The sequence below is a fragment of the Shinella sp. BE166 genome, assembly GCF_051201095.1.
Taxonomy (GTDB): Bacteria; Pseudomonadota; Alphaproteobacteria; order Rhizobiales; family Rhizobiaceae; genus Shinella; species Shinella lacus.
Genome location: NZ_JBPEHL010000001.1, coordinates 550,598 through 570,184, shown reverse-complemented (window position 1 = coordinate 570,184; position 19,587 = coordinate 550,598). Strand labels below are relative to the sequence as shown.

21 protein-coding genes are annotated in these 19,587 nt (G+C 64.6%); 15 read left to right on the top strand and 6 right to left on the bottom strand.

Annotated features, from left to right (window positions below; all coding sequences use genetic code 11):
* The first annotated feature begins 16 nt into the window (after positions 1-16).
* From J2Y63_RS02610 to J2Y63_RS02590, 5 genes are all read left to right on the top strand, one after another.
* Entirely contained in the window at positions 17-1,054 is a 1,038-nt protein-coding gene (locus J2Y63_RS02610) for an agmatine deiminase family protein (protein WP_435265032.1), read from the top strand.
* 9 nt (positions 1,055-1,063) lie between these two features.
* Entirely contained in the window at positions 1,064-1,954 is an 891-nt protein-coding gene (aguB, locus tag J2Y63_RS02605; RefSeq protein ID WP_435264786.1) for an N-carbamoylputrescine amidase, read from the top strand.
* Positions 1,955-1,994: 40 nt separating this feature from the next.
* A complete protein-coding gene (locus tag J2Y63_RS02600; protein WP_435264785.1) occupies positions 1,995-3,077 on the top strand; it encodes an extracellular solute-binding protein in 1,083 nt (360 codons plus the stop codon).
* Between the two features lie 167 nt (positions 3,078-3,244).
* The gene (gene yghU / locus J2Y63_RS02595) at positions 3,245-4,150 is read left to right on the top strand and encodes a glutathione-dependent disulfide-bond oxidoreductase (RefSeq protein WP_435264784.1); all 906 of its coding nucleotides are present in this window, start codon (positions 3,245-3,247) and stop codon (positions 4,148-4,150) included.
* Positions 4,151-4,160: 10 nt separating this feature from the next.
* Positions 4,161-4,538 (top strand): hypothetical protein, encoded by a 378-nt coding sequence (locus J2Y63_RS02590; RefSeq protein WP_435264783.1) that lies wholly within the window; start codon positions 4,161-4,163, stop codon positions 4,536-4,538.
* A 20-nt stretch (positions 4,539-4,558) separates the two neighbouring features.
* Here the strand turns inward: J2Y63_RS02590 and J2Y63_RS02585 are convergent, their stop codons facing one another.
* The gene (locus J2Y63_RS02585) at positions 4,559-4,996 is read right to left on the bottom strand and encodes an Lrp/AsnC family transcriptional regulator (RefSeq protein ID WP_256114726.1); all 438 of its coding nucleotides are present in this window, start codon (positions 4,994-4,996) and stop codon (positions 4,559-4,561) included.
* 127 nt (positions 4,997-5,123) lie between these two features.
* Here J2Y63_RS02585 and J2Y63_RS02580 point away from each other — a divergent pair, with 127 nt between their 5' ends.
* Positions 5,124-6,173 carry an ornithine cyclodeaminase gene (locus J2Y63_RS02580; RefSeq protein ID WP_435264782.1) on the top strand — a complete coding sequence of 350 codons (1,050 nt, stop codon included), beginning with the start codon at positions 5,124-5,126 and terminating at the stop codon, positions 6,171-6,173.
* A 12-nt stretch (positions 6,174-6,185) separates the two neighbouring features.
* Positions 6,186-7,115, top strand: a complete 930-nt coding sequence (gene ctlX, locus J2Y63_RS02575; protein WP_435264781.1) for a citrulline utilization hydrolase CtlX — start codon at positions 6,186-6,188, stop codon at positions 7,113-7,115.
* Between the two features lie 6 nt (positions 7,116-7,121).
* Here ctlX and J2Y63_RS02570 read toward each other — a convergent pair whose 3' ends face one another.
* From J2Y63_RS02570 to J2Y63_RS02560, 3 genes are all read right to left on the bottom strand, one after another.
* Positions 7,122-7,595 (bottom strand): VOC family protein, encoded by a 474-nt coding sequence (locus J2Y63_RS02570; protein ID WP_435264780.1) that lies wholly within the window; start codon positions 7,593-7,595, stop codon positions 7,122-7,124.
* A gap of 87 nt (positions 7,596-7,682) precedes the next feature.
* The gene (locus tag J2Y63_RS02565) at positions 7,683-8,591 is read right to left on the bottom strand and encodes a DMT family transporter (RefSeq protein WP_435264779.1); all 909 of its coding nucleotides are present in this window, start codon (positions 8,589-8,591) and stop codon (positions 7,683-7,685) included.
* A gap of 85 nt (positions 8,592-8,676) precedes the next feature.
* The gene (locus J2Y63_RS02560) at positions 8,677-9,567 is read right to left on the bottom strand and encodes a dihydrodipicolinate synthase family protein (protein WP_435264778.1); all 891 of its coding nucleotides are present in this window, start codon (positions 9,565-9,567) and stop codon (positions 8,677-8,679) included.
* Between the two features lie 247 nt (positions 9,568-9,814).
* On the opposite strand from J2Y63_RS02560, the gene ligD reads away from it, so the two are divergent.
* Complete coding sequence (gene ligD / locus J2Y63_RS02555; protein ID WP_435264777.1) at positions 9,815-10,882, top strand: non-homologous end-joining DNA ligase; 1,068 nt, start codon at positions 9,815-9,817, stop codon at positions 10,880-10,882.
* A 288-nt stretch (positions 10,883-11,170) separates the two neighbouring features.
* Positions 11,171-11,371 (top strand): cold-shock protein, encoded by a 201-nt coding sequence (locus tag J2Y63_RS02550; RefSeq protein WP_256114733.1) that lies wholly within the window; start codon positions 11,171-11,173, stop codon positions 11,369-11,371.
* A gap of 116 nt (positions 11,372-11,487) precedes the next feature.
* On the opposite strand, the gene J2Y63_RS02545 is transcribed toward J2Y63_RS02550, so the two are convergent.
* Positions 11,488-12,186: a class I SAM-dependent methyltransferase gene (locus J2Y63_RS02545; RefSeq protein WP_435264776.1), complete on the bottom strand. Its 699-nt coding sequence runs from the start codon at positions 12,184-12,186 to the stop codon at positions 11,488-11,490.
* A gap of 172 nt (positions 12,187-12,358) precedes the next feature.
* Between J2Y63_RS02545 and J2Y63_RS02540 the strand changes: the two genes are divergently transcribed.
* The 6 genes from J2Y63_RS02540 (at position 12,359) to J2Y63_RS02515 (ending at position 17,857) form a co-directional block, all read left to right on the top strand.
* Entirely contained in the window at positions 12,359-13,405 is a 1,047-nt protein-coding gene (locus J2Y63_RS02540) for a helix-turn-helix domain-containing protein (RefSeq protein WP_435264775.1), read from the top strand.
* Between the two features lie 45 nt (positions 13,406-13,450).
* On the top strand, positions 13,451-14,551 hold the full coding sequence (locus J2Y63_RS02535) for an efflux RND transporter periplasmic adaptor subunit (protein ID WP_435264774.1): 1,101 nt from the start codon (positions 13,451-13,453) through the stop codon (positions 14,549-14,551).
* Entirely contained in the window at positions 14,548-15,249 is a 702-nt protein-coding gene (locus tag J2Y63_RS02530; RefSeq protein ID WP_435264773.1) for an ABC transporter ATP-binding protein, read from the top strand. The genes J2Y63_RS02535 and J2Y63_RS02530 overlap by 4 nt, the downstream gene beginning before the upstream one ends.
* Positions 15,249-16,391: an ABC transporter permease gene (locus tag J2Y63_RS02525; protein WP_435264772.1), complete on the top strand. Its 1,143-nt coding sequence runs from the start codon at positions 15,249-15,251 to the stop codon at positions 16,389-16,391. The genes J2Y63_RS02530 and J2Y63_RS02525 overlap by 1 nt, the downstream gene beginning before the upstream one ends.
* Positions 16,392-16,395: 4 nt before the next feature.
* The gene (locus J2Y63_RS02520; protein WP_435264771.1) at positions 16,396-17,577 is read left to right on the top strand and encodes an ABC transporter permease; all 1,182 of its coding nucleotides are present in this window, start codon (positions 16,396-16,398) and stop codon (positions 17,575-17,577) included.
* Positions 17,578-17,644: 67 nt separating this feature from the next.
* Entirely contained in the window at positions 17,645-17,857 is a 213-nt protein-coding gene (locus J2Y63_RS02515) for a hypothetical protein (protein ID WP_435264770.1), read from the top strand.
* On the opposite strand, the gene J2Y63_RS02510 is transcribed toward J2Y63_RS02515, so the two are convergent.
* A complete protein-coding gene (locus tag J2Y63_RS02510; RefSeq protein WP_435264769.1) occupies positions 17,829-19,502 on the bottom strand; it encodes a GMC family oxidoreductase in 1,674 nt (557 codons plus the stop codon). The genes J2Y63_RS02515 and J2Y63_RS02510 overlap by 29 nt on opposite strands.
* Between the last annotated feature and the right edge of the window lie 85 nt (positions 19,503-19,587).

Sequence of the window (19,587 nt, the reverse complement as noted above, 5' to 3'; positions counted from 1 at the left end):
GGCGGGTCTGGCGCTTATGCCCGAAATGCCGGCCCGTGCCGAGGAGGAGAAAACTTTGACCAAAGTGCCCGCAGAATCGGAACGTCATGCGCGAACCTGGATGGCTTGGCCCAGCACGCCGAAGCTCTACTGCGGTTCGGGCGCCTATTTTGAGAGCGTGCAGGAAACGCTGGGCCGGCTCGCAGCCGCGATTGCGGAGAACGAGCCCGTTACCATGGCCGCCGCGGCGGACCAGCACGATCTTGCCGCCCGCCTGTGCGGCCCCAAGGTCGAACTCGTCGACATCCCGACCGACGACATGTGGGCTCGCGACAGCGCGCCGGTCTTCGTGCGCAAGGCGGACGGCAGCCTCGCGGCCGTCGATTTCCACTTCAACGGCTGGGGCGGCAAGCAGGTCCACGCCCGCGACGGCCAGCTTGCCGCCCGCATTGCGGAGCAAGCCGGCACGGAGCGGCTCGACGCGGGCCTCTGCGGCGAAGGCGGCGGCCTGGAATATGATGGCGACGGCACGCTGCTCCTGACTGAAAGCTGCTGGGTGAACGACAACCGCAATCCCGGCCTGGAGCCCGCTGAAATCGAACGGCGCCTCAAGACGGCGCTCGGTGTCCAAACGGTGCTTTGGGTGCCCGGCGTGCGAGGGCTGGATATCACGGACGGGCATATCGACGGATCGTTCCGCTTCGTCGCGCCGGGTCTCGTGATCGCCAGCAGCTATCCCGGCGACACGTCGGAATGGGGCCGCGCCCATGAGGAGGCGCTCGCGATCCTCGCCAAGGCGCGAGACGCCCGGGGCCGTCCACTGGAGATCGTCTCCATTCCCGCCGCCACCGACGTCCGCTCGACGAGCGAGGTTTTTTTGAGCAGTTACGCGAACTACTATGTCGGCAACGGCGCGCTCTACACTCCGCGCTTCGGCGACCGCAAGGCGGATGCGCTCGCCGCAGACCTGCTCGGCCGGCTGCATCCAGGCCGTCGCATCGTCGCGCTTGAGGTCGATCGCATCTACGAAAACGGCGGTGGCATCCACTGCGTCACGCAACAACAACCCGAATGAGGTGAAGCCATGCGTTCCATGATTGCGGCTGCGGTGCAGATTGCGTGCACCGACGATATCGAGGCCAATCTCGAAAAGCTCGAAACCCATGTGCGCGAAGCGGCCCGGCGCGGCGCCCAGCTCGTCGTGCTGCAGGAGCTGTTCGAGGGTGTCTATTTCTGCGTCGACGAGGATAAAATCCACAATGCCCGCGCCCGGCCGCTGCAGGGTCACCCGACCGTCGCCCGCATGGCGGCGCTCGCCCGCGAGACGGGCGTCGTGCTGCCCGTGTCCCTCTTCGAGCGCGATGGCGCCCGCCTGTTCAACACGCTCGTGATGATCGATGCCGATGGCAAGGTGATCGGCCACTATCGCAAGAGCCATATCCCCGACAGCCCCGGCTATTCAGAAAAATTCTACTTCGCCGATGGCGATACTGGCTTTCGCGTGTTCGAGACGGCGGCCGGCAAGGTCGGTGCCGGTGTGTGCTGGGACCAGTGGTTTCCGGAGGCGGCGCGCGCCATGGTGCTGCTGGGCGCCGAGGTACTGGTCTATCCGACGGCGATCGGCTCAGAACCGTCCTATCCGGGCTGGGATTCGCGCGACCACTGGCAGCGCGTCATGCAAGGCCATGCCGGCGCCAACCTCACGCCCGTCATCGCGGCCAACCGGATCGGCGTCGAAGCGGGCAAGACATCGGCGGTCACCTTCTACGGCTCCTCCTTCATCGCCGACCACACCGGCGCCAAGCTTGCCGAGGCCGACCGGGTTTCCGAAGGCGTGATCACCGCCGCCCTCGACCTCGACGCCATCGCCGAGGCGCGCCGTAGCTGGGGCGTCTTCCGCGACCGGCGCACCGATCTCTACGGCCCCCTGCTCCAGCCGACGCCGGTGCGGCTGCTGGCTGACAAAGCAGCCTGACAGTCCGGCAACAACCAAACCAACAGCACGGAGAAAGACGATGAAACGCTGGCTCACGCTTGCGGCATGCCTCGCGGCGACCTCGGTTTCGGCCGAGGAGAAGGTTCTCTACCTCTATTCCTGGGAGTCCTATTTCAGCGCGGCCTCGATCGCGGCCTTCGAGAAGGAGACGGGCATAAAGGTCTCCTACGACCTGTTCGATTCCAACGACATGGTCGAGACGAAGATGCTGACGGGAAAGTCTGGTTACGACCTCGTCACCGTCAACCTCTCGCCGCACTTCCTGCGCCAGTTGCCGGTCGGCGTCTGGGCGGCGCTCGACCGCAGCAAGCTTGCCAATATCGGCAATATCGACCCGGTCGTACTGGAACGCGCCACCGCCGTCGACCCCGGCAATGCCCATAACGTGCCCTGGATGTGGGGCACGACCGGCGTCGGCTATAATGTCGAGAAGGTGCGGGAGATCATGCCGGACGCGCCGGTCGATTCGCTGCGCATGGTTTTCGATCCCGCAGTCGTCGAGAAATTCGCCTCCTGCGGCGTCGGCATGCTCGATGATGCCGAGCAGGTGCTCGGCCTCGCCCTGATCTATCTGGGGCTTAATCCTGATACGATCGACAAGGACGAATTGGAAAAGGCGGTGGAGGTCGTCTCGAAGGTCCGCCCCTATGTGCGCAAGTTCCACAGCTCCAGCTATGTCAACGATCTCGCCGATGGCGGCCTGTGCCTCGCGATCGGCTTTTCCGGCGACATGCTGATCGCCAGCAGCCGGGCGAAGGAGGCGGGCAAGCCCTTCACGATTACCTATAAACTCTCGAAGGAGGGCAACCTCGTCTGGGCCGACGTGCTCGCCATACCGGCCGACGCGTCCCATCCGGAAGCCGCCCACGCCTTCATCGACTTCGTGATGCGCCCCGAGATCGCCGCAACCGCAGCCACGGAAACCGGCTTCTCCACCGCCAACAAGGCAGCCCTCCCCCTGCTCGACGAAAAGCTGCGATCCAACCCCGACCTTTATCCTTCCGAAGAGGCGCAAAAGCGTTTCCACCTGCCGAAGGCGCTGAGCCAGAAGGCGCTCAAAATGTGGACGCAGGCCTGGGATCGCGCGAAGGGCGTGCGCTAGCCATCCCTGCCCTCGAATTGTCGCGGACGACCGGCCAGCGTACCTGGCCGGTTTGTTCGTTTGACCGTCGAAAAATTCTTTCGAACCGATACGTGCCTTCCAGAAGGCGGCATAAGGGCGCTATAGAACGGTCAGGACATGCTGTTTCGACGACAAGGATCTATTTCATGACCGAGAAATCCCCCGCCGACAATTTTCCCGCCGGCTACGAAGTTCCGAAGGTCTGGACCTGGGACAAGGGCAATGGCGGCGCTTTCGCCAGCATCAACCGGCCCATCGCCGGCCCGACGCAGGACAAGGACCTGCCGGTCGGCAAACACCCGCTGCAGCTCTATTCGCTCGCCACGCCCAATGGCGTGAAGGTGACGATCCTGCTTGAGGAGCTTCTGGCCGCCGGCCATGCCGAGGCTGAATACGACGCCTGGCCGATCCGCATCGGGGACGGTGAGCAGTTCGGCTCCGGCTTCGTCGCGGCCAATCCGAACTCCAAGATCCCCGCACTGATGGACCATGCGCCGAAGGGCGGCGGCGCGCCGGTGCGCGTCTTCGAATCCGCCTCCATCCTGCTCTATCTCGCGGAAAAATTCGGCGCCTTCCTGCCCAGCGAGCTTCGCGCCCGCACGGAAACCTTCAACTGGTTGTTCTGGCAGATGGGCTCCGCGCCCTTCCTCGGCGGCGGGTTCGGCCATTTTTATGCCTATGCGCCGGTGCATATCAAATATGCCATCGACCGCTACGCCATGGAGGTGAAGCGGCAGCTCGACGTGCTCGACCGCCATCTCGCGGAAAACCAGTTCATGGCCGGCGCCGACTACACGATTGCCGACATGGCGATCTGGCCCTGGTATGGCGGCCTCGCCCAGGGCAAACAATATGGCGATGCCGGCACCTTCCTCGACGTGCAGAGCTACGCGAACGTGCAGCGCTGGACGGCTGAAATCGCCGCCCGCCCGGCGGTCAAGCGCGGCCGCATGGTCAACCGGCTGAACGGCGATCCCTCCGAGCAGCTGCATGAGCGCCACGACGCCTCGGACTTCGACACGAAGACCCAGGACAAGATCGGCCAGGCGTAAGGAGGACCGGATGCCCACCCTTCCCGACATGACGAAACACCGCGGCTTTCCGTCCGGCATGCCGGGTACGGGCGTGCAGTTCACCATCCGGCGCGCCAATCCGAAAGGGGTGACGCCAATCAAGGCGTTGCCCCGTCGCGCCCGGCCCGGCACCGCCGAGCACCGCATCGATGCCGCCTTCCTGCACGCGCTCTGGCACCATTTCGGCGCAGAGCCCTTCGAGCGCGGCAATCTCGATGCCGCCCGCCTCAACCTGCTCTTCGCCCGCGAGGTCGTGGCGGCCGACAAGGATTTCGATCCGCTGTCCTACGAGGCCATGTTCGTCATCGACGAACGGGTGGCCCGCCAAAGCTTTCCGGAATCCTTCGAGGATGTCTTCGAGGTGTAGACGAGCCGACGAAGGCTCGTTCACACGCTGCTGAGAAGCAAGCTCGTCTCGCTGTTGGAGACGCCGTCGACCATGCGCACCTCGCGTAGCACCCGGTCGAAATCCGACAGGCTCGCGGCGCGGATATTGGCGACGAGGTCCCAGTTGCCGTTCGTCGTGTGCAGCGCCTGCATCTCCGGGAAGCCGCGCAGCTTGCGGATGACGTGGGTGGTCGACTTGCCCGACACCTCGATCATCATGACGGCGTGCACGCTGTGCGCGTCGTAATCATCCCTGACACGAACCGTGAAGCCAAGCAGCGTGCCCGTCTCCATCAGCCGATCGAGCCGGCTCTGCACCGTGCCGCGGGCAACGCCGAGTGCATCGGCGAGCTTGGCGAGCGATGCCCGGCCGTCGGCGCGCAGGTGGCCGATGATCCGCCGGTCGAGGTCGTCGGGCATGTATTTCGCGATAGTCATCTGACTGTTTTCACACTTCTGCTGTGCATATCGATCAATTGACTGCCAGAAATGGCACAGGATTGCTCTTTCGGTCAACATTTCCGGTCGTTAGCCTTCCGGCACACAGCCAGCAGAGGAAACCGCCATGTCCGCACCGCTCCCCTCGGAGAAAGCCCTCGTTCCCTTCGTCAGCGTCGAGAACATGATGCGGCTTGTCCATCAGATCGGCGTCGAGACCATGCTGGTCGAGCTCACGGACGTCATCGAAGCCGACTTCCGGCGCTGGGAGCTGTTCGACAAGACGCCGCGCGTCGCCTCCCATTCCCGCGAGGGCGTGATCGAGCTGATGCCGACCTCGGACGGCGAGATCTACAGCTTCAAATATGTCAACGGCCATCCCAAGAACATGGGACAGGGCCTGCAGACGGTGACGGCTTTCGGGCTGCTCGCGGAAGTCTCCACCGGCTATCCGGTTCTCTTGACCGAGATGACGCTGCTGACGGCACTACGCACTGCCGCGACATCGGCCATGGCCGCCCGCCATCTGGCGCCGAAGGGTGCCCGCACCATGGCGATCATCGGCAACGGCGCCCAGGCGGAATTCCAGGCGCTGGCCATGAAGGCCGTGCTCGGCACGGATCACGTCCGCCTCTACGATATCGATCCGCTGGCGACCGAGAAGGCCGCCCGCAACCTCGCCGGTTTCGGCTTGACGGTGACGGCCTGCACCACGCCCGAGGCGGCGATCGAAGGCGCGCAGATCATCACCACCTGCACCGCCGACAAACAATATGCCACCATCCTCACCGACAACATGGTCGGCGGCGGCATCCACATCAACGCGATCGGTGGTGACTGCCCGGGCAAGACCGAACTGCACCGCGACATCCTGCTGCGCGCCGACACCTTCGTGGAATATCCGCCGCAGACGCGCATCGAAGGCGAAATCCAGCAGATGGAGGCTGATTACCCGGTGACGGAACTCTGGAAGGTGGTTTCCGGCGAGGCCCAGGGACGGCGGGACGCGGGCCAGATCACGCTCTTCGACAGCGTCGGGTTTGCCACAGAGGATTTTTCCGCGCTGCGTTATGTCCGCGAGAAGCTGAAGCAAAATCGCTTCTACCAGGAACTCGACATCATCGCCGATCCCGACGATCCGCGCGACCTCTTCGGCATGCTGCAACGCGCGCGCTAAGGGGTGGGAGCGATGAGGCAGTCCCCCTACTCCATCCAGGCGCCGTCGGCCGTCGTCATGGTCCGGCCCCACCATTTCACCGTCAACACGGAGACCGCGGCCGACAATAGCTTCCAGGTCCTGGCGGACACCGGCGAAAACCTTGCAGCGACCGCCTATGACGAGATCACACGGGCCGCGGAGACGCTCGAAAGCCACGGGGTGGCGGTCCACCTGTTCGAGGACGAGGGCACGCAAACGCCGGACTCCGTCTTCCCGAACAACTGGTTTTCCACCCATGCCGGCGGCCATGTGGCGATCTATCCGATGAAGGCGGAGAGCCGCAGGCGCGAGCGCCGGAGCGACGTCATCGAGATACTGAAGACCCGCTACCGGGTGCAGGACGTGATCGATTATTCGGGGCTGGAGCCCGACGGCCTGTTCCTCGAAGGCACCGGCGCGATGGTGCTCGATCATATCGACCGCGTCGCCTATGCCGCGCGCTCCGACCGCACGGACCCGATCGCGCTGGAGCGCTTCTGCACGCATTTCAACTTCGAGCCGATGGTGTTCGACGCCCACGACGGCAATGGCGTGCCGGTCTACCACACGAATGTGCTGATGTGCGTGGCCACCGGCTTCGCCATGATCGGTACCGGCATGATGAGCGATCCGAAGCGACGCGACGAGGTCATCGCGCGGCTGGAGCGCTCGGGCCGCAGCATCGTGGCACTCAGCAACAAGCAGATCGAAAACTTCGCCGGCAACGCCCTGGAATTGCAGGGCAAGGACGGACGGATACTGGCGCTTTCGACGACGGCACTTGCGGCGCTCGATGCGGACCAGCGGACGACGATCGAGGAAAGTGCGAGGATCGTGGCGCTGGACATCCCGACCGTCGAGCGTGCCGGCGGTTCCGTCCGCTGCACGCTGGCCGGCATTCACCTGACGCCGCGAGCCTAGAGGATATCAGCCGCGTCGTGCCGCCTCGATTGCGGCGACGTCGATCTTCTTCATGTCCATCATCGCATCAAAGGCCCGCTTCGCTTCGGGGCCGCCGGCGGTGATCGCCTCCATCAGGACGCGCGGCGTGATCTGCCAGGAGACGCCCCATTTGTCCTTGCACCAGCCGCAGGCGCTTTCCTCGCCGCCATTGTCGACGATGGCGTTCCAGTAGCGGTCGGTCTCTTCCTGGTCTTCGGTCGAGATCTGGAACGAGAAGGCTTCATTGTGCTTGATCTGCGGCCCGCCGTTGAGGCCGATGCAGGGTATGCCGGCCACGGTGAATTCGACGACCAGCACCGCACCCTGCTTGCCATCCGGGTAATCCCCGGGGGCATGGTGCACCGCGCCCACGGCGCTGTTCGGGAAGGTCTGGGCGTAAAAACGGGCGGCGGCCTCGGCATCCTTGTCGTACCACACGCAGATGGTGTTCTTTTCCATTGCATCGTCCTCTCGGTGAAGCGCAGTTCCTGTTCGCTGGCCTGCAAAATAGGTCGCCAGCCGGCTTTCTCCACCCCGCTGGTGTCATCAGGTTGCGGCGGCAACGGGCTTTCGCGTGGGCCAGGTCATGGCGATGACGCCGGCGAGCACACAGACCAGACCCAGCCAAGCCGTCGGCATCAGCGTCTCGCCCAGAAACAGCACGCCCAGCCCGACGCCGATCGGCACCCGGATATAGGCCTGCGCGGTGGTGCCAACCGAACCGAGCGTCTGGATGAGCCGGAAATAGATGACGAAGGCCAGCGCCGTCGAGAAGACGGAGAGCCCCAGGAGGGCCATTATGGATTCGCTGCTCGGGGCCAGCGTCCACGGGCGATCGACGATCAGGCTGGCGGGAATGAGGAGGACGGCGCCGCAGATCATCGACCCCGCCGCCGGGATCATCGGATCGAGCCCCCGGAAATTCTTGCCGAAGATCGCCGCCCCCGCATAGCTCACGGTCGCGGCGACGATGGCGAGTTGCGCCCACGCCTCCTGCCCAAGCCCGCCAAGCGCCTCGAAGCCGACGATGAGGCCGACACCGACCAGCCCCGCCGAAACGCCGAAAAGCTTGCGACCCGTCACGACCTCATGGCGGGTGACGAGGGCGGTAAGCAGGAAGGTGAAGATCGGCGAAGTCGAATTCAGGATCGTCGCAAGTCCGGCGTCGGTCGTCTGTTCCGCCCAGGCGATCAGGGTGAAGGGAATGACGCTGTTCAGGCAGGCCTGGAAGAGAAAGCGGCCCCAGCTTTTCCGGTCCCGGGGTAGCGACAGGCCCCGTGCCCAGACGATCGCGAGCAGAAGGCTGCCCGCGATGAGCGTTCTGGCGGCGATCAGGGTTATCGGCGGGATCGTCTCGACGCCGAGCTTGATGAAGGTGTAGGACGCACCCCAGAGGGTCGACAGCACGAACAGCAATGCCAGGTCGGTGGTCAGGTTTTTATTCTCGGCCGTCATTCCAGTCCCTTTTTTTGGCTTCGCGGTGATGCGAGCCTATCCGGCCGGCGCCGAAAATGGTTCGCTGGTGAGCGAAGCGTGGGCGTCAGCCCTTCACGCGATCCAGCGCCGCCTCGACCCGTAGGATATCGGCCGGGCGCAGGGGGAGGATCGGCCGCGGCGGAGCGGCATTGCTGAGGCCGAGAAGCCCGGCAATGGCATACATCACGCGAAAACTGCCGAATTCCTTGAACAGGTCCCAGAGCGGCTGGAAGGCCAGGTCGAGCCGCTCGGCCTCGGCGCGGTTGCCGGCCATGGCCGCGCGGGTCAGCGCCAGCGCTTCTGCCGGCAGCAGGCCGGCGACGACGCTGTACCAGGCAGCACCGCCCGCCAGCAGCGATTCCGCGGCACCCCAATCGCCGCTGTAGCCGATGGGAAAACCCGCGGGCGTACGGGCGTGTAGCCGGGCGATTTCGCGGCGGAAATCGCCATCGGCCGGCAACGGCATCTTTATTGCGGCGATGTTCGGCACATCCGCCAGCCGGGCGATCAGGTCGTCGCTGAAGATGAAGCGCGTCGTGCCGGGATTGTTGTAAATGCAGAGCGGCAGGTCGCCGGCCTTGGCGACCGCGACCATGTGCTGGAAAACCTCCTCCTCCGTCAGTGGCGTATAGGACATGGGCGCCAGCAGCAGCCCGTCCGCGCCGGCCGCCTTCGCATCGCGTGCCAGCGCTTCCGCCTCGTCCGTGCGCAACGCCCCGACGCCGACGATGACGGGAATGCGGCCGCCGACACTGGTGATCGCGGTCTCGACGGCATGCCGCCGCTCTTCACGCGACAGGAAGGCATAACCGCCCGTGCTGCCGAGCAGGCCGATCGAATCCGCGCCCGCGCTGCGGATACGTTCAAGCAGGCGGGAGAGCGCCTCCCGGTCGACGCGGCCGGCCGCGTCCGTGGGCGTGATGGAAAAGGCCGAAAGGCCGGAAAATAGGGTCATGCGCTCCTCCTGTCGGCCAATCATAGACCGCCGGGCCGTTTGAAGGCGACGGGCCACATTGTCACCGCGACAAATCCCTGATTGCATGTTGCAAAAGCAGTGCCCGGCTGCGGCTTTGAACACATCCGGCCTGTCACGCCATAGTGACGTCCGTTCGATACGGGGGGTGAAGTTCGCGGCGAACGTACCTATCTCCCGAACTGCGACGATGAAAATCCGGGCTCGATGCAGGAGATGGTGAATTCCCATGACGCCGAAGCGCAGATCGCCTCTTCCGCTGCTCGACGAATCCGGCGCGACGCTCCAGTCCCGCCCCGTGCGCAAGCGGGATCCGCAGCAGCCCGGCCTGCCCTTCGATCCGATGCCCGATCGCATAGAGCCCTGTCTCGCCTCGCGCAGGTCTGCGCCGCCGGAAGGTGCAGACTGGCTCTATGAGGTGAAATGGGATGGCCACCGGCTCGCCGTCCACGTCGATCCGAAGGGCGTTCGCCTTGTCACAACCAACGGCGAGGACTGGACGCATCGCTTCCCGGCCATCGCGGTCGCAGCCCGCAATCTCGGCGTCAACTCGGCCATTTTCGACGGCGAAGCCGTGATTCTCGATGAAGACGGCCGGTCGGATTTCGCGACGCTGCAAGATTCGCTCGGCGGGCGCGGCGGCAAAAGGGCTTCGCAGGAGGCCATCTTCTTCGCCTTCGATCTTCTCTATCTCGATGGCCAGGACCTGACGGGCACGGAACTCTCCCTGCGCCGGCATCTGCTGGAGGATCTCGTCCCGGCCGGCGGGGACGGCGCGATCCGGCTTTCGGAAGAACTCGACATCGATGCAGACGACCTCCTAGCCGAAGCGCGGCGGCTCGGGCTGGAGGGCATCGTCGCCAAACATCGCGACCGCCCCTATCGATCCGGCCGCAGCGACGACTGGCTCCAGGTCGAATGCATAGAGGGCGGCAGCTTCATGATCGTCGGCTATGAGCCATTGGATTCCGCCCAAAGCGGCATTGCCAGCCTGCTGCTCGCCGCGCGGCACGGACATGATTGGGTGTATGTCGGTTCCGTCTCGACCGGGCTAAGCGCCAAGGATGCGGACTATCTCCGCAAGACGCTCGACATGCTCAAGACGCGCAAGCCCGTCGTGCCGGTGAAGGGCAAAGGCTACGTCTTCGCCCTGCCCACCCTCATCGCGGAGATCGAATTCAGCGGCTGGAGCGAAGACGGCAATCTCCGCCAAACGCTTTATAAGGGCTTGCGAAAAGTCCAGGACAACGCCGCCGTGTATGACATGAGAAAACACGCCGGCCCGGAAAAGAAATAGGGCGCTCGACCCTTTCGGGGAGCGCCCTATTAGACCCGGACGACACGCGCAGCAGTATGGTGCTGTTGCGGCAGGCGTCATCAATACGGGTGGTGAACCCTAGATATGGACGGGCCTGGAGCAATTCAAGGGGCCTCAATCCGGTCTTCGCGACCCATGAAGTATCAAAAAATGACAATGGATCGTGGAGATTAAGGCTTACCAACCAGCAAGCGCATTGCAGACTGCGTCCAACCGCGATAGGTTTTGCCGCGCGGCAATCCGCTGTTCGAGCTTCGAGGATTAGAAATGGCCACTGGCACTGTTAAGTTTTTCAATGGGGAAAAGGGTTTTGGTTTCATCACGCCCGAAAATGGGGGCAGTGATGTCTTCGTACACGTTTCCGCTCTGCAGGGCGGCTCGCTGAGCGAAGGCCAGCGCGTCAGCTATGACGTTGGCCAGGACCGCAAGACCGGCAAATCCAAGGCAGAAAACGTCCGCGTTCTCTGATCTGTTTCGTTCGAGGATCGGCTGAGAAGCCTCGCCGATCCTCGTTCGGCACTTTTGAGCCAAGGCGTCAAGACACGCCGAATGCCGGGCTTGGCTTCCAAGCAAACGGCGAGAGTTCAGGCGTAAGCCACCCATCCCCTGAATGTCAGGCCCGCATAGATCAGGCTGACATCCGAAAATCCCGCTTCACGTAGCAACGATTCGTCCTCTTCGGGCGAGAGAATCGACAGTTTCGTGGCAATAGCCTGCCGCGCGCTTTCCGCGTTCCCGGAAGCCCCTCCGAAGGCGACATGGCGGGCGATCCACATGGATCTCTCGGGTTCGCCCTGCGAAAAGCTGATATGGGCGACGACGAACGGTGCGCCCGGCACCAGCCGGCGACGCAATTGCTGCAATGTTTCGAGGCGTTGATCGCGCGCCACGAAATGCAGCGTGAGAAAACAGACCGCTGCATCGAACGGCCCCTCCTCCGCGGTGTCTATATATCCCTCGTGCAATTGCACGCGTGGCCGATGAGGCCCCACAATCTCCTGCGCCAGCAGAAGCATGTCGGCCGAGGGATCGATTCCGTAAAAATTCCAGTGAGGATTCTCGTCGGCCAAAGCCTTGAGCTCCAGGCCACCGCCCGCGCCCAGCACCAGAACCCGGCCAGCCCCCGGCACCCGCTCCGCAATCAGCATCGCAGCCATTCGGTGGAGCGAAGCGAGGCCCGGAACCTTTTTCAGTGTTCCGTCCACATAGGAACTGGCATGCGCCGCGGTAAAAGCCGGTTTGTCGAGGGCGGGAGATCCTAATTTTTCATTGCTCAAAGTCATGTAACAATAATAGTTACAAATTCCGTATTTGGTCAAGCGGCGTGAAGACGGCACCGAGGGTGGAGCTACCCCGAAAACAGACCTCAAACGTGATCAAGGTCGCGGAAACCTGTCCGATACGCCATGATAGCGTCGAACACTCCTATTCTGCCCTCAAGCCCTTCCAGATATAATGCTATCCATTCCAGTTCCCTTCGTCGTTGCGACCCTGCTTGTCATTCTGCTGGTCACCGTCGTGCGACGCGACGACGATGCGCCGCCGAACATGCCGTTTCTCGCCTTGATTCTGGTGGCCGCCCTTCAATCGATCCTGCTGGGGTTTCGCTGGGGCTACGGGGTGAATGGCGTCGGTCCGGTGCTGCCAATCGTGGCTTCGACGGTGCCGCCGCTTGTCTATGCCGGCGTGGCCGGGATGGTGCGCAAGAGCGATGTGTTACCGATCCTGCGCGTGGGCCTGCATCTCATGCCGGTGATCGCGATTGTGCTGATGGTCGTGCTGTGGCGCGCTGCCATCGACTTCGCCATCGCATTGATCTTCAGCGGCTATGCGGTGGCGATCCTGCTTTTGATGCGGCCGGGCTCGGACGCGCTTCGCCTGACGCCTTTCGATAATGCCGGCCCCGCCTATCGCGCCATCCTCTTTGCCGCGACTGCCCTGCTACTGTCGGCAGCGATGGACATCGTGATCTTTCTCGACTTCGCCTGGACGCAGGGCGACCATGCGCCCTTCCTGGTTACCATCGCGAACCTTGCTGTTTTGGCCGTGCTGTGCGGCGCCGTCGCGACAGCCGGCCGTCGTGGCAAGCCCGATCAGACGGCCGGTGCCGGCCCCGGTCCCAGGTTGGAGATGGCGGAGGACAAGGAAACCCTCGCCGCGGTTCAGGCTGTGATGCAGGCGAAACGCGTCTATCGCGATGTCGATCTCAGCCTCGACCGGCTGGCGCGCAAGACGGGAATTCCGGCCCGGCAGATCTCCACGGCGATCAACCGGGCGACAGGCAAGAACGTCTCGCAATATGTCAACGAATACCGGATCGCCGAGGCCTGCGCGCTGCTTTCCGAGACAGACAAGCCCGTGACCGAGATCATGTTCGAGGTGGGTTTCCAGACCAAGTCCAACTTCAACCGCGAATTCCGCCGCGTCACCGAAATGTCGCCGCTCGAATGGCGCGAGCGCAAGGCCGCGACGTCCCCGATCGCGATCGAGCACGACCCATAACGCGTTCCAGGTCGCGGTTTTGCCCTTGCCGGCCATGATGCCGGCATGAACACACATTTCGACATCGCCACCGAACAGGGCCGAAAACTGGCCGAGACGCTCAAGGCGCTCTCGCTTGAGCCCGTCCCTCACGATATCCAGCCGCCGAAGCCGATGCTCCGGCGTCTCGTCCTTCCGATCTGCCTCGGCGCCATGATGGTCGGGGCCGCCGCCGGCGTCCTGCTCTATCGGCCAGACGTGGTCCGGCGTATCGAAGCCGCCCTCTCGGAGCCGGAGCTTGCGGCCGCCGACCGTGTTGCTGTGACAGAGGTCGAGGGCGAACGATCCGCCGTCCGCAATCCCATCCCGGCCGGACGCGAGGTCACCGGCTCCGGCTTCGTCGTCGCGCCGCGCATGACGACGGTCTTTGCTAAATATGAAGGCAGGATCACACGGATCGCTGTGGCGCTGGGCGATCCCGTCGAGGCGGGCCAGGTTCTTGTCGCCCTTGAGGATGCAGGCGCCCGCTTCGCGCTCGAACAGGCGCGCGCCGCGAAGGCTCAGGCCGAGCTTGTCCTCGCCGCCCGCGCTATCGACCTTTCGCAGGCCCGTACCCTGCTGGAGCGCACCGAGATCCTCGCAGCCCGCAACGCAACCTCCAGGCAGGCTCTTGAAGACGCAAGCGCGGCGGCCGAACGCGCCGAGAATGCCGTGGCGCAGGCGCGGCAATCCGCAGACAGCGCCGACCTCGCCATCCGCATTGCCGAGGAACGGGTGGAGGAACTGACCGTTCGCGCGCCCTTCGCCGGCACCGTCACCCGTCTCGACGCCCGCGTCGGCGATACGGTGCTGGCGCGCATCGACAGCGTTCGCGAAAGCCAGAGCCTGCTGACGATCACCGACACGAAAACCCTCGTGATCGACGCGGACGTATCGGAAACCACCATCGCAGCCCTCAAGCCCGGCCTTGCCGGCCAGGCGGTGCTCGACGGTTTTCCCGACAGGCCCTTCGCCGTCACGGTCCTCCGGCTGGCGCCCGTCGCCTCCGCGGAAAAGGGCACCGTCACGCTGCGCCTGTCGCTCGACGATCCGCCCGACGGCATCCGCCCAAACATGGCCGCCCGCATCCGCATCGCCCTCGATGAAACAGGAGAAAATACGCAATGACCCAAAACCCAGCCCCCTATATCGCGCTCAGCGGGGTCAGGAAGGCCTACCACATCGGCGGAGAGATGATCCCCATCTTCGCCGGTCTCGACCTCGCCATCCCGCGCGGCGATTTCGTCGCCGTCATGGGGCCGTCCGGCTCCGGCAAATCAACGCTGCTCAACATGCTGGCCGGCATCGACCGGCCGGATGCCGGCACCTTGAGCATCGGCGCCAGCCGCCTCGACCAGATGGGCGAGGCCGCGCGCTCTGCCTGGCGGGCGCACAACATGGGCATCGTCTTCCAGTTCTATAACTTGCTGCCCATGCTCACCGCCGCGGAAAACGTCGAGCTGCCGCTGCTGCTGAAACCGCTGTCGCGCAAGGAGCGGCGCCTGCGCGTTGAAAAGGTCCTCGATCTCGTCGGTCTGTCCGGGCGCGAAAAACAATATCCCGCCATGATGTCCGGCGGCCAGCAGCAGCGCATCGGCATCGCCCGCGCCATCGTCTCCGATCCGGGCCTGCTGCTCTGCGACGAGCCGACCGGCGACCTCGACCGCAAGTCCGCCGACGAGGTTCTGGACATGCTGCGCTTCCTCAACCGCGAGTTGGAAAAGACCATCGTCATGGTGACACACGACCCGCAGGCAGCGCTTTATGCACGCCGCACGCTGCATCTCGACAAGGGCGATTTCGTCGACGAGAAGAGGGCCGCCTGATGACCTTTTTCGATCTCGCCCGAAAGAATGCCTGGCGAAAGCCGCTGCGCACCGTGCTCCTGATGGTCTCGATCGCCGTCGCCTTCCTGATCTACGGCCTGACCGCAAGCTTCCTGAACGGAACGCAGGGCGCGGCCGGCGCCAGCGACGACCTCCTCGGCGTCACGAGTGCCGGCGGCCGCACGCAGCTGCTGCCGATGGCGGCAATGTCGCGCATCGCCGCCGATCCCGGCGTCGCGGCGGTCGGCTATGTCATGCGGCTGCGCGGCTTCGTCGGCGTGGAGAAAAACGTCGTCGCCATCAGCGCCGCCGATCCCGACCTGCTGATGGCCGTCAACGGCAAGGGGCTCGGGCTGACACCGGCCCTGGTCGGCGCCATCGGCCAGGCCCGCGACAGGGTGCTGGTCGGCCGCGCGCTGGCCGAGGCGCAAGGATGGACCGTCGGCCAGCGCGCGACGATCACCGCCTTCGACACACCGAGAGAGGACGGCGGCCGCGACTGGCGGTTCGAGATCGCCGGCATCTTCGAGGGCGAAAGTGCCGCCACCGACACCTATTTCATGATCGCCCGCTACGATTATGTGAACGCCGCACGCGCACGCGGCAAGGACACCGTGGACGCCTTCGTCGTCCTGCCCCGCGCAGGTGTCTCGACGGGGGAACTTGCCGCCGGCATCGATACGCTGTTCGCCAACTCGGCCACGCCGACGCGCACGCAATCGGAAAAGCAGTTCCTGGAGGCGTTTCTGCGCCAATATGCCGATGTCGGGCTGATCGTGAACCTCGTCGTCGGCGCGGCCTTCGTCACCCTCCTGATGATCGTCGTCAACACCATGGTCTTCGCCGTGCGCGAGCGCACCTTCGAGATCGGCGTGCTGAAGACGCTCGGTTTCTCCCGCCTCGGCATCATGGGGCTGATCCTCGGCGAGACCCTCTTCGTCTTCGCGGTCGGCGGCGGCATCGGCCTCGCTTTGGCGAAGCTCGCAACCATCCTTGCCGGCCCGACGCTCGGGCTGGTCTTCTCCGTGCCGGTCTTCGCCAAGGCGCTGGTTATCATCGCCGCCCTCGGGCTTGCGACCGGCGCGCTGCCGGCCTTCAACGCCATGCGAACCCCCATCATCAAAGCTTTCAGAACGAGGTAACCCCATGTCCACCCATGCAAGACAAGCGCTCGTGATGATCCGCACCAACCTGTCCAGCCTGCCGCGCCGTTCCGCGATCTCCGCCTCCATGGCCCTGTCGGTCGCCCTCGTCGTCTGCGTGCTCGCCGGCTTCCTCTCCATGGCGAAGGGGTTCGAGACGGCGTTGACGGGCGCCGGCTCACCAGCCGTCGCCGTCGTTCTCGGCGGCGGCACCAATCAGGAGACGGGCTCGGACATCCCCGCAACCGTCATCCGCGCGCTCGATGCCATGACCGGCGACCTGGGCGTCGTCCGCGACGCCGGCGGCAAGCTCGTCTCGTCCCGCGAGATCGTCGTGCCCGTCGATCTGAGCCAGCGCACGCTGGCGCTGCGCGGCATGGACGCGGCCGGCCCGTCGATCCGCGACGGCATCACGCTTTCCGCCGGCCGCATCTTCACGCCCGGTGCCCGCGAGATCGTCGCCGGGGACCGTCTCGCTGATGAATTCGGCCTCGACGTGGGCGACACGGTGCGCCTCGGTGCGGTCGACTGGACGGTGGTGGGACATTTCTCCGCCGGCGGCAGCGCCTTCGAATCCGAACTGTGGGCCGATCTCGAAGCGGTGCGCGCCGCCTTCGACCGGCAGGGGCAGGTGCAAAGCCTGAAACTCCGCCTCGCCGACCCTGCATCCCTCAAACGCCTGCAAGGCGCGCTCGCCACGATCACCGAGACCCCGCTCGTCGCCGTCTCCGAAGCCCATCTTTACGCGGCGCAATCCGGACGCACCGCGAGCCTCATCCGCCTGTTCGGCTGGCCGGTCGCGCTGCTGATGGCCGTGGGGGCAACGGCGGGCGCCCTCAACACGATGACGAGTTCCGTCTCCGACCGCACCGTCGAGATCGCCACTGTGCGTGCGCTCGGCTTCAGCCGCCTCTCAGCCTTTCTCGGAACGTGGGTGGAAGCGGTGGTGCTGGCGGGCACCGGCGTCCTCCTCGGCCTCCTCGCCTCGTGGCTGATCTTCAACGGCTGGCAGGCCAGCACGATCGGCGCGAACAATGCCCGCATGGCCTTCCAACTCGCCGTCACGCCAGACGTTCTACTGACGGCGGGCCTGCTCGGCCTTGCCATCGGCATCCTCGGCGGCGCCCTACCCGCGCTCGCCGCGACAAGGCTGCCGCTGACCGCCGCCCTTCGGGCGCGCGGTTAAGCGGATGTTTGCATTGGTGGATTATGCTGCCGGCTTCGAATGTCAGGCGGTGGAGGATAACAGCGCGATGGAAACCGGGACGACCGATCGCTACGAATGTCTCCTCGATCCGCTGGATCACTACGTTGTCTGGGACAATGCGACCGATTTGCCCGGCATGATGGGCGACGAGATCCTCGCCTTTTCCACGCGGCGGGACGCCCTCGCCGCGATCGACCTGCTCAACCAGGAATCGCGATCATCCTCGTCCGTCATCCGCGCTGCCGGGCATCGGCAATAATCCATCCCGCCGCCTTTTCCGCTATCATCAGCGTCGGCGCATTGGTGTTGCCGCTGGTGATCTTCGGCATGATGCCGGCGTCGACGACGCGCAGGCCCATGATGCCCCGCACCCGCAGGCGGCTATCGACCACGGCCATCGGGTCGTCGGCGCGGCCCATCTTCGTCGTTCCGACGGGGTGAAAGATGGTGTTGGCGATGTCGCCGGCGAGTTTGGCGAGGTCCTCGTCGCTCTGGAACTGGAGGCCGGGCTTCCACTCCTCCGGCTGGTATTTCGCAAGCGCCGGCTGCGAGACGATCTTGCGCACCTGCCGGATGCTGTCGGCGGCGATGCGGCGATCCTCCTCCGTGCTCAGGTAGTTCGGCGCGATGGCCGGTGCATCAGTCGCCTTGCCGGAGCGGATGCGCACGGTTCCGGCACTCGTCGGGTTCAGGTTGCAGACGCTCGCGGTGAAGGCGGGGATGCTATGCAGCGGTTCGCCGAAGGCATCGAGGCTCAGCGGCTGGACGTGATATTCCAGGTTGGCATGGGCCTGCGTCTCATCCGAGCGGGTGAAGGCGCCGAGCTGCGAGGGCGACATGCTCATCGGGCCGCTGCGTTTCAACGCATATTCAAGGCCGATCATCGCCTTGCCGAACAGGCTGTTGGCGAGCGCGTTCAGCGTCTTGGCGTTGCCGACCTTGAAGACCGCGCGGATCTGCAAATGGTCCTGCAGGTTTTCGCCGACGCCCGGCAGATCGTGCGCCGCCTCGATGCCGTGGCGCTTCAAAAGCTCCGCCGGTCCGATGCCCGACAATTGCAGGATCTGCGGCGAGCCGATCGCCCCGGCCGAAAGGATCACTTCCTTCTCGGCGCGGACCTCCATCCTGCGCCCCTGCCGCTGAAGCACGACGCCGGTACAGCGCTTGCCTTCAAGCGTCAGCTTTTCGACATGGCATTCCGTCCAGACAGAGAGGTTGGGCCGGTTTCTTGCCGGGCGCAGAAAGGCCTTGGAGGTGTTCCAACGCCAGCCCGAGCGTTGGTTGACTTCGAAATAGCCGACGCCCTCGTTGTCGCCGCTGTTAAAATCAGCGGACCGCGGGACGCCGGCCTCGACGGCGGCCTCGGCGAAGGATTCGAGAATATCCCATTTCAGGCGCTGCTTCTCGATGCGCCACTCGCCGCCATGGCCGTGCATGTCGGAGAATCGGCTGTTGCCGCCCGTTTGCGGGTCCGCACCGTTATCCAGCCTGTAGTGGTCCTCATGGGCCTTGAAATCGGGCAGGGAATTCTGCCAAGACCAGGCGCTGTCCCCGGTCGCCTCCGCCCAGCCGTCATAGTCGCGGGCCTGCCCGCGCATGTAGATCATGCCGTTGATGGAGGAGCAACCGCCAAGCGTCTTGCCGCGCGGATAGCGCAGCGAGCGGCCGTTCAGCCCGGCATCCGGCTCGGTCTTGAACAGCCAGTCGGTGCGCGGATTGCCGATGCAGTAGAGATAGCCGACCGGGATATGGATCCACGGATAGTTGTCCTTCCTGCCCGCTTCCAGCAGCAGCACGCGCGTCGCAGGATCGCGGCTGAGGCGATTGGCCAGCAGGCAGCCGGCAGAACCTCCCCCGACGACGATGTAGTCGAAACGGTCAGATGGGATGTCCGGACGCATCATCGGGTTATGCCGCCATCGCGATTATAAAGTCCGACCGTTCTGCATGGCATCTGAGCGTCCTCCTCGTGTTTTTTTAAGCAATATC

What these genes read in the sequence shown, in the direction of transcription:
- J2Y63_RS02610 (WP_435265032.1), top strand. Translation starts at nt 17, where the DNA reads ATGCCCGAAATGCCGGCCCGTGCCGAGGAGGAGAAAACTTTGACCAAA.
- aguB (WP_435264786.1), top strand. Translation starts at nt 1,064, where the DNA reads ATGCGTTCCATGATTGCGGCTGCGGTGCAGATTGCGTGCACCGACGAT.
- J2Y63_RS02600 (WP_435264785.1), top strand. Translation starts at nt 1,995, where the DNA reads ATGAAACGCTGGCTCACGCTTGCGGCATGCCTCGCGGCGACCTCGGTT.
- yghU (WP_435264784.1), top strand. Translation starts at nt 3,245, where the DNA reads ATGACCGAGAAATCCCCCGCCGACAATTTTCCCGCCGGCTACGAAGTT.
- J2Y63_RS02590 (WP_435264783.1), top strand. Translation starts at nt 4,161, where the DNA reads ATGCCCACCCTTCCCGACATGACGAAACACCGCGGCTTTCCGTCCGGC.
- J2Y63_RS02585 (WP_256114726.1), bottom strand. Translation starts at nt 4,996, where the DNA reads ATGACTATCGCGAAATACATGCCCGACGACCTCGACCGGCGGATCATC.
- J2Y63_RS02580 (WP_435264782.1), top strand. Translation starts at nt 5,124, where the DNA reads ATGTCCGCACCGCTCCCCTCGGAGAAAGCCCTCGTTCCCTTCGTCAGC.
- ctlX (WP_435264781.1), top strand. Translation starts at nt 6,186, where the DNA reads ATGAGGCAGTCCCCCTACTCCATCCAGGCGCCGTCGGCCGTCGTCATG.
- J2Y63_RS02570 (WP_435264780.1), bottom strand. Translation starts at nt 7,595, where the DNA reads ATGGAAAAGAACACCATCTGCGTGTGGTACGACAAGGATGCCGAGGCC.
- J2Y63_RS02565 (WP_435264779.1), bottom strand. Translation starts at nt 8,591, where the DNA reads ATGACGGCCGAGAATAAAAACCTGACCACCGACCTGGCATTGCTGTTC.
- J2Y63_RS02560 (WP_435264778.1), bottom strand. Translation starts at nt 9,567, where the DNA reads ATGACCCTATTTTCCGGCCTTTCGGCCTTTTCCATCACGCCCACGGAC.
- ligD (WP_435264777.1), top strand. Translation starts at nt 9,815, where the DNA reads ATGACGCCGAAGCGCAGATCGCCTCTTCCGCTGCTCGACGAATCCGGC.
- J2Y63_RS02550 (WP_256114733.1), top strand. Translation starts at nt 11,171, where the DNA reads ATGGCCACTGGCACTGTTAAGTTTTTCAATGGGGAAAAGGGTTTTGGT.
- J2Y63_RS02545 (WP_435264776.1), bottom strand. Translation starts at nt 12,186, where the DNA reads ATGACTTTGAGCAATGAAAAATTAGGATCTCCCGCCCTCGACAAACCG.
- J2Y63_RS02540 (WP_435264775.1), top strand. Translation starts at nt 12,359, where the DNA reads ATGCTATCCATTCCAGTTCCCTTCGTCGTTGCGACCCTGCTTGTCATT.
- J2Y63_RS02535 (WP_435264774.1), top strand. Translation starts at nt 13,451, where the DNA reads ATGAACACACATTTCGACATCGCCACCGAACAGGGCCGAAAACTGGCC.
- J2Y63_RS02530 (WP_435264773.1), top strand. Translation starts at nt 14,548, where the DNA reads ATGACCCAAAACCCAGCCCCCTATATCGCGCTCAGCGGGGTCAGGAAG.
- J2Y63_RS02525 (WP_435264772.1), top strand. Translation starts at nt 15,249, where the DNA reads ATGACCTTTTTCGATCTCGCCCGAAAGAATGCCTGGCGAAAGCCGCTG.
- J2Y63_RS02520 (WP_435264771.1), top strand. Translation starts at nt 16,396, where the DNA reads ATGTCCACCCATGCAAGACAAGCGCTCGTGATGATCCGCACCAACCTG.
- J2Y63_RS02515 (WP_435264770.1), top strand. Translation starts at nt 17,645, where the DNA reads ATGGAAACCGGGACGACCGATCGCTACGAATGTCTCCTCGATCCGCTG.
- J2Y63_RS02510 (WP_435264769.1), bottom strand. Translation starts at nt 19,502, where the DNA reads ATGATGCGTCCGGACATCCCATCTGACCGTTTCGACTACATCGTCGTC.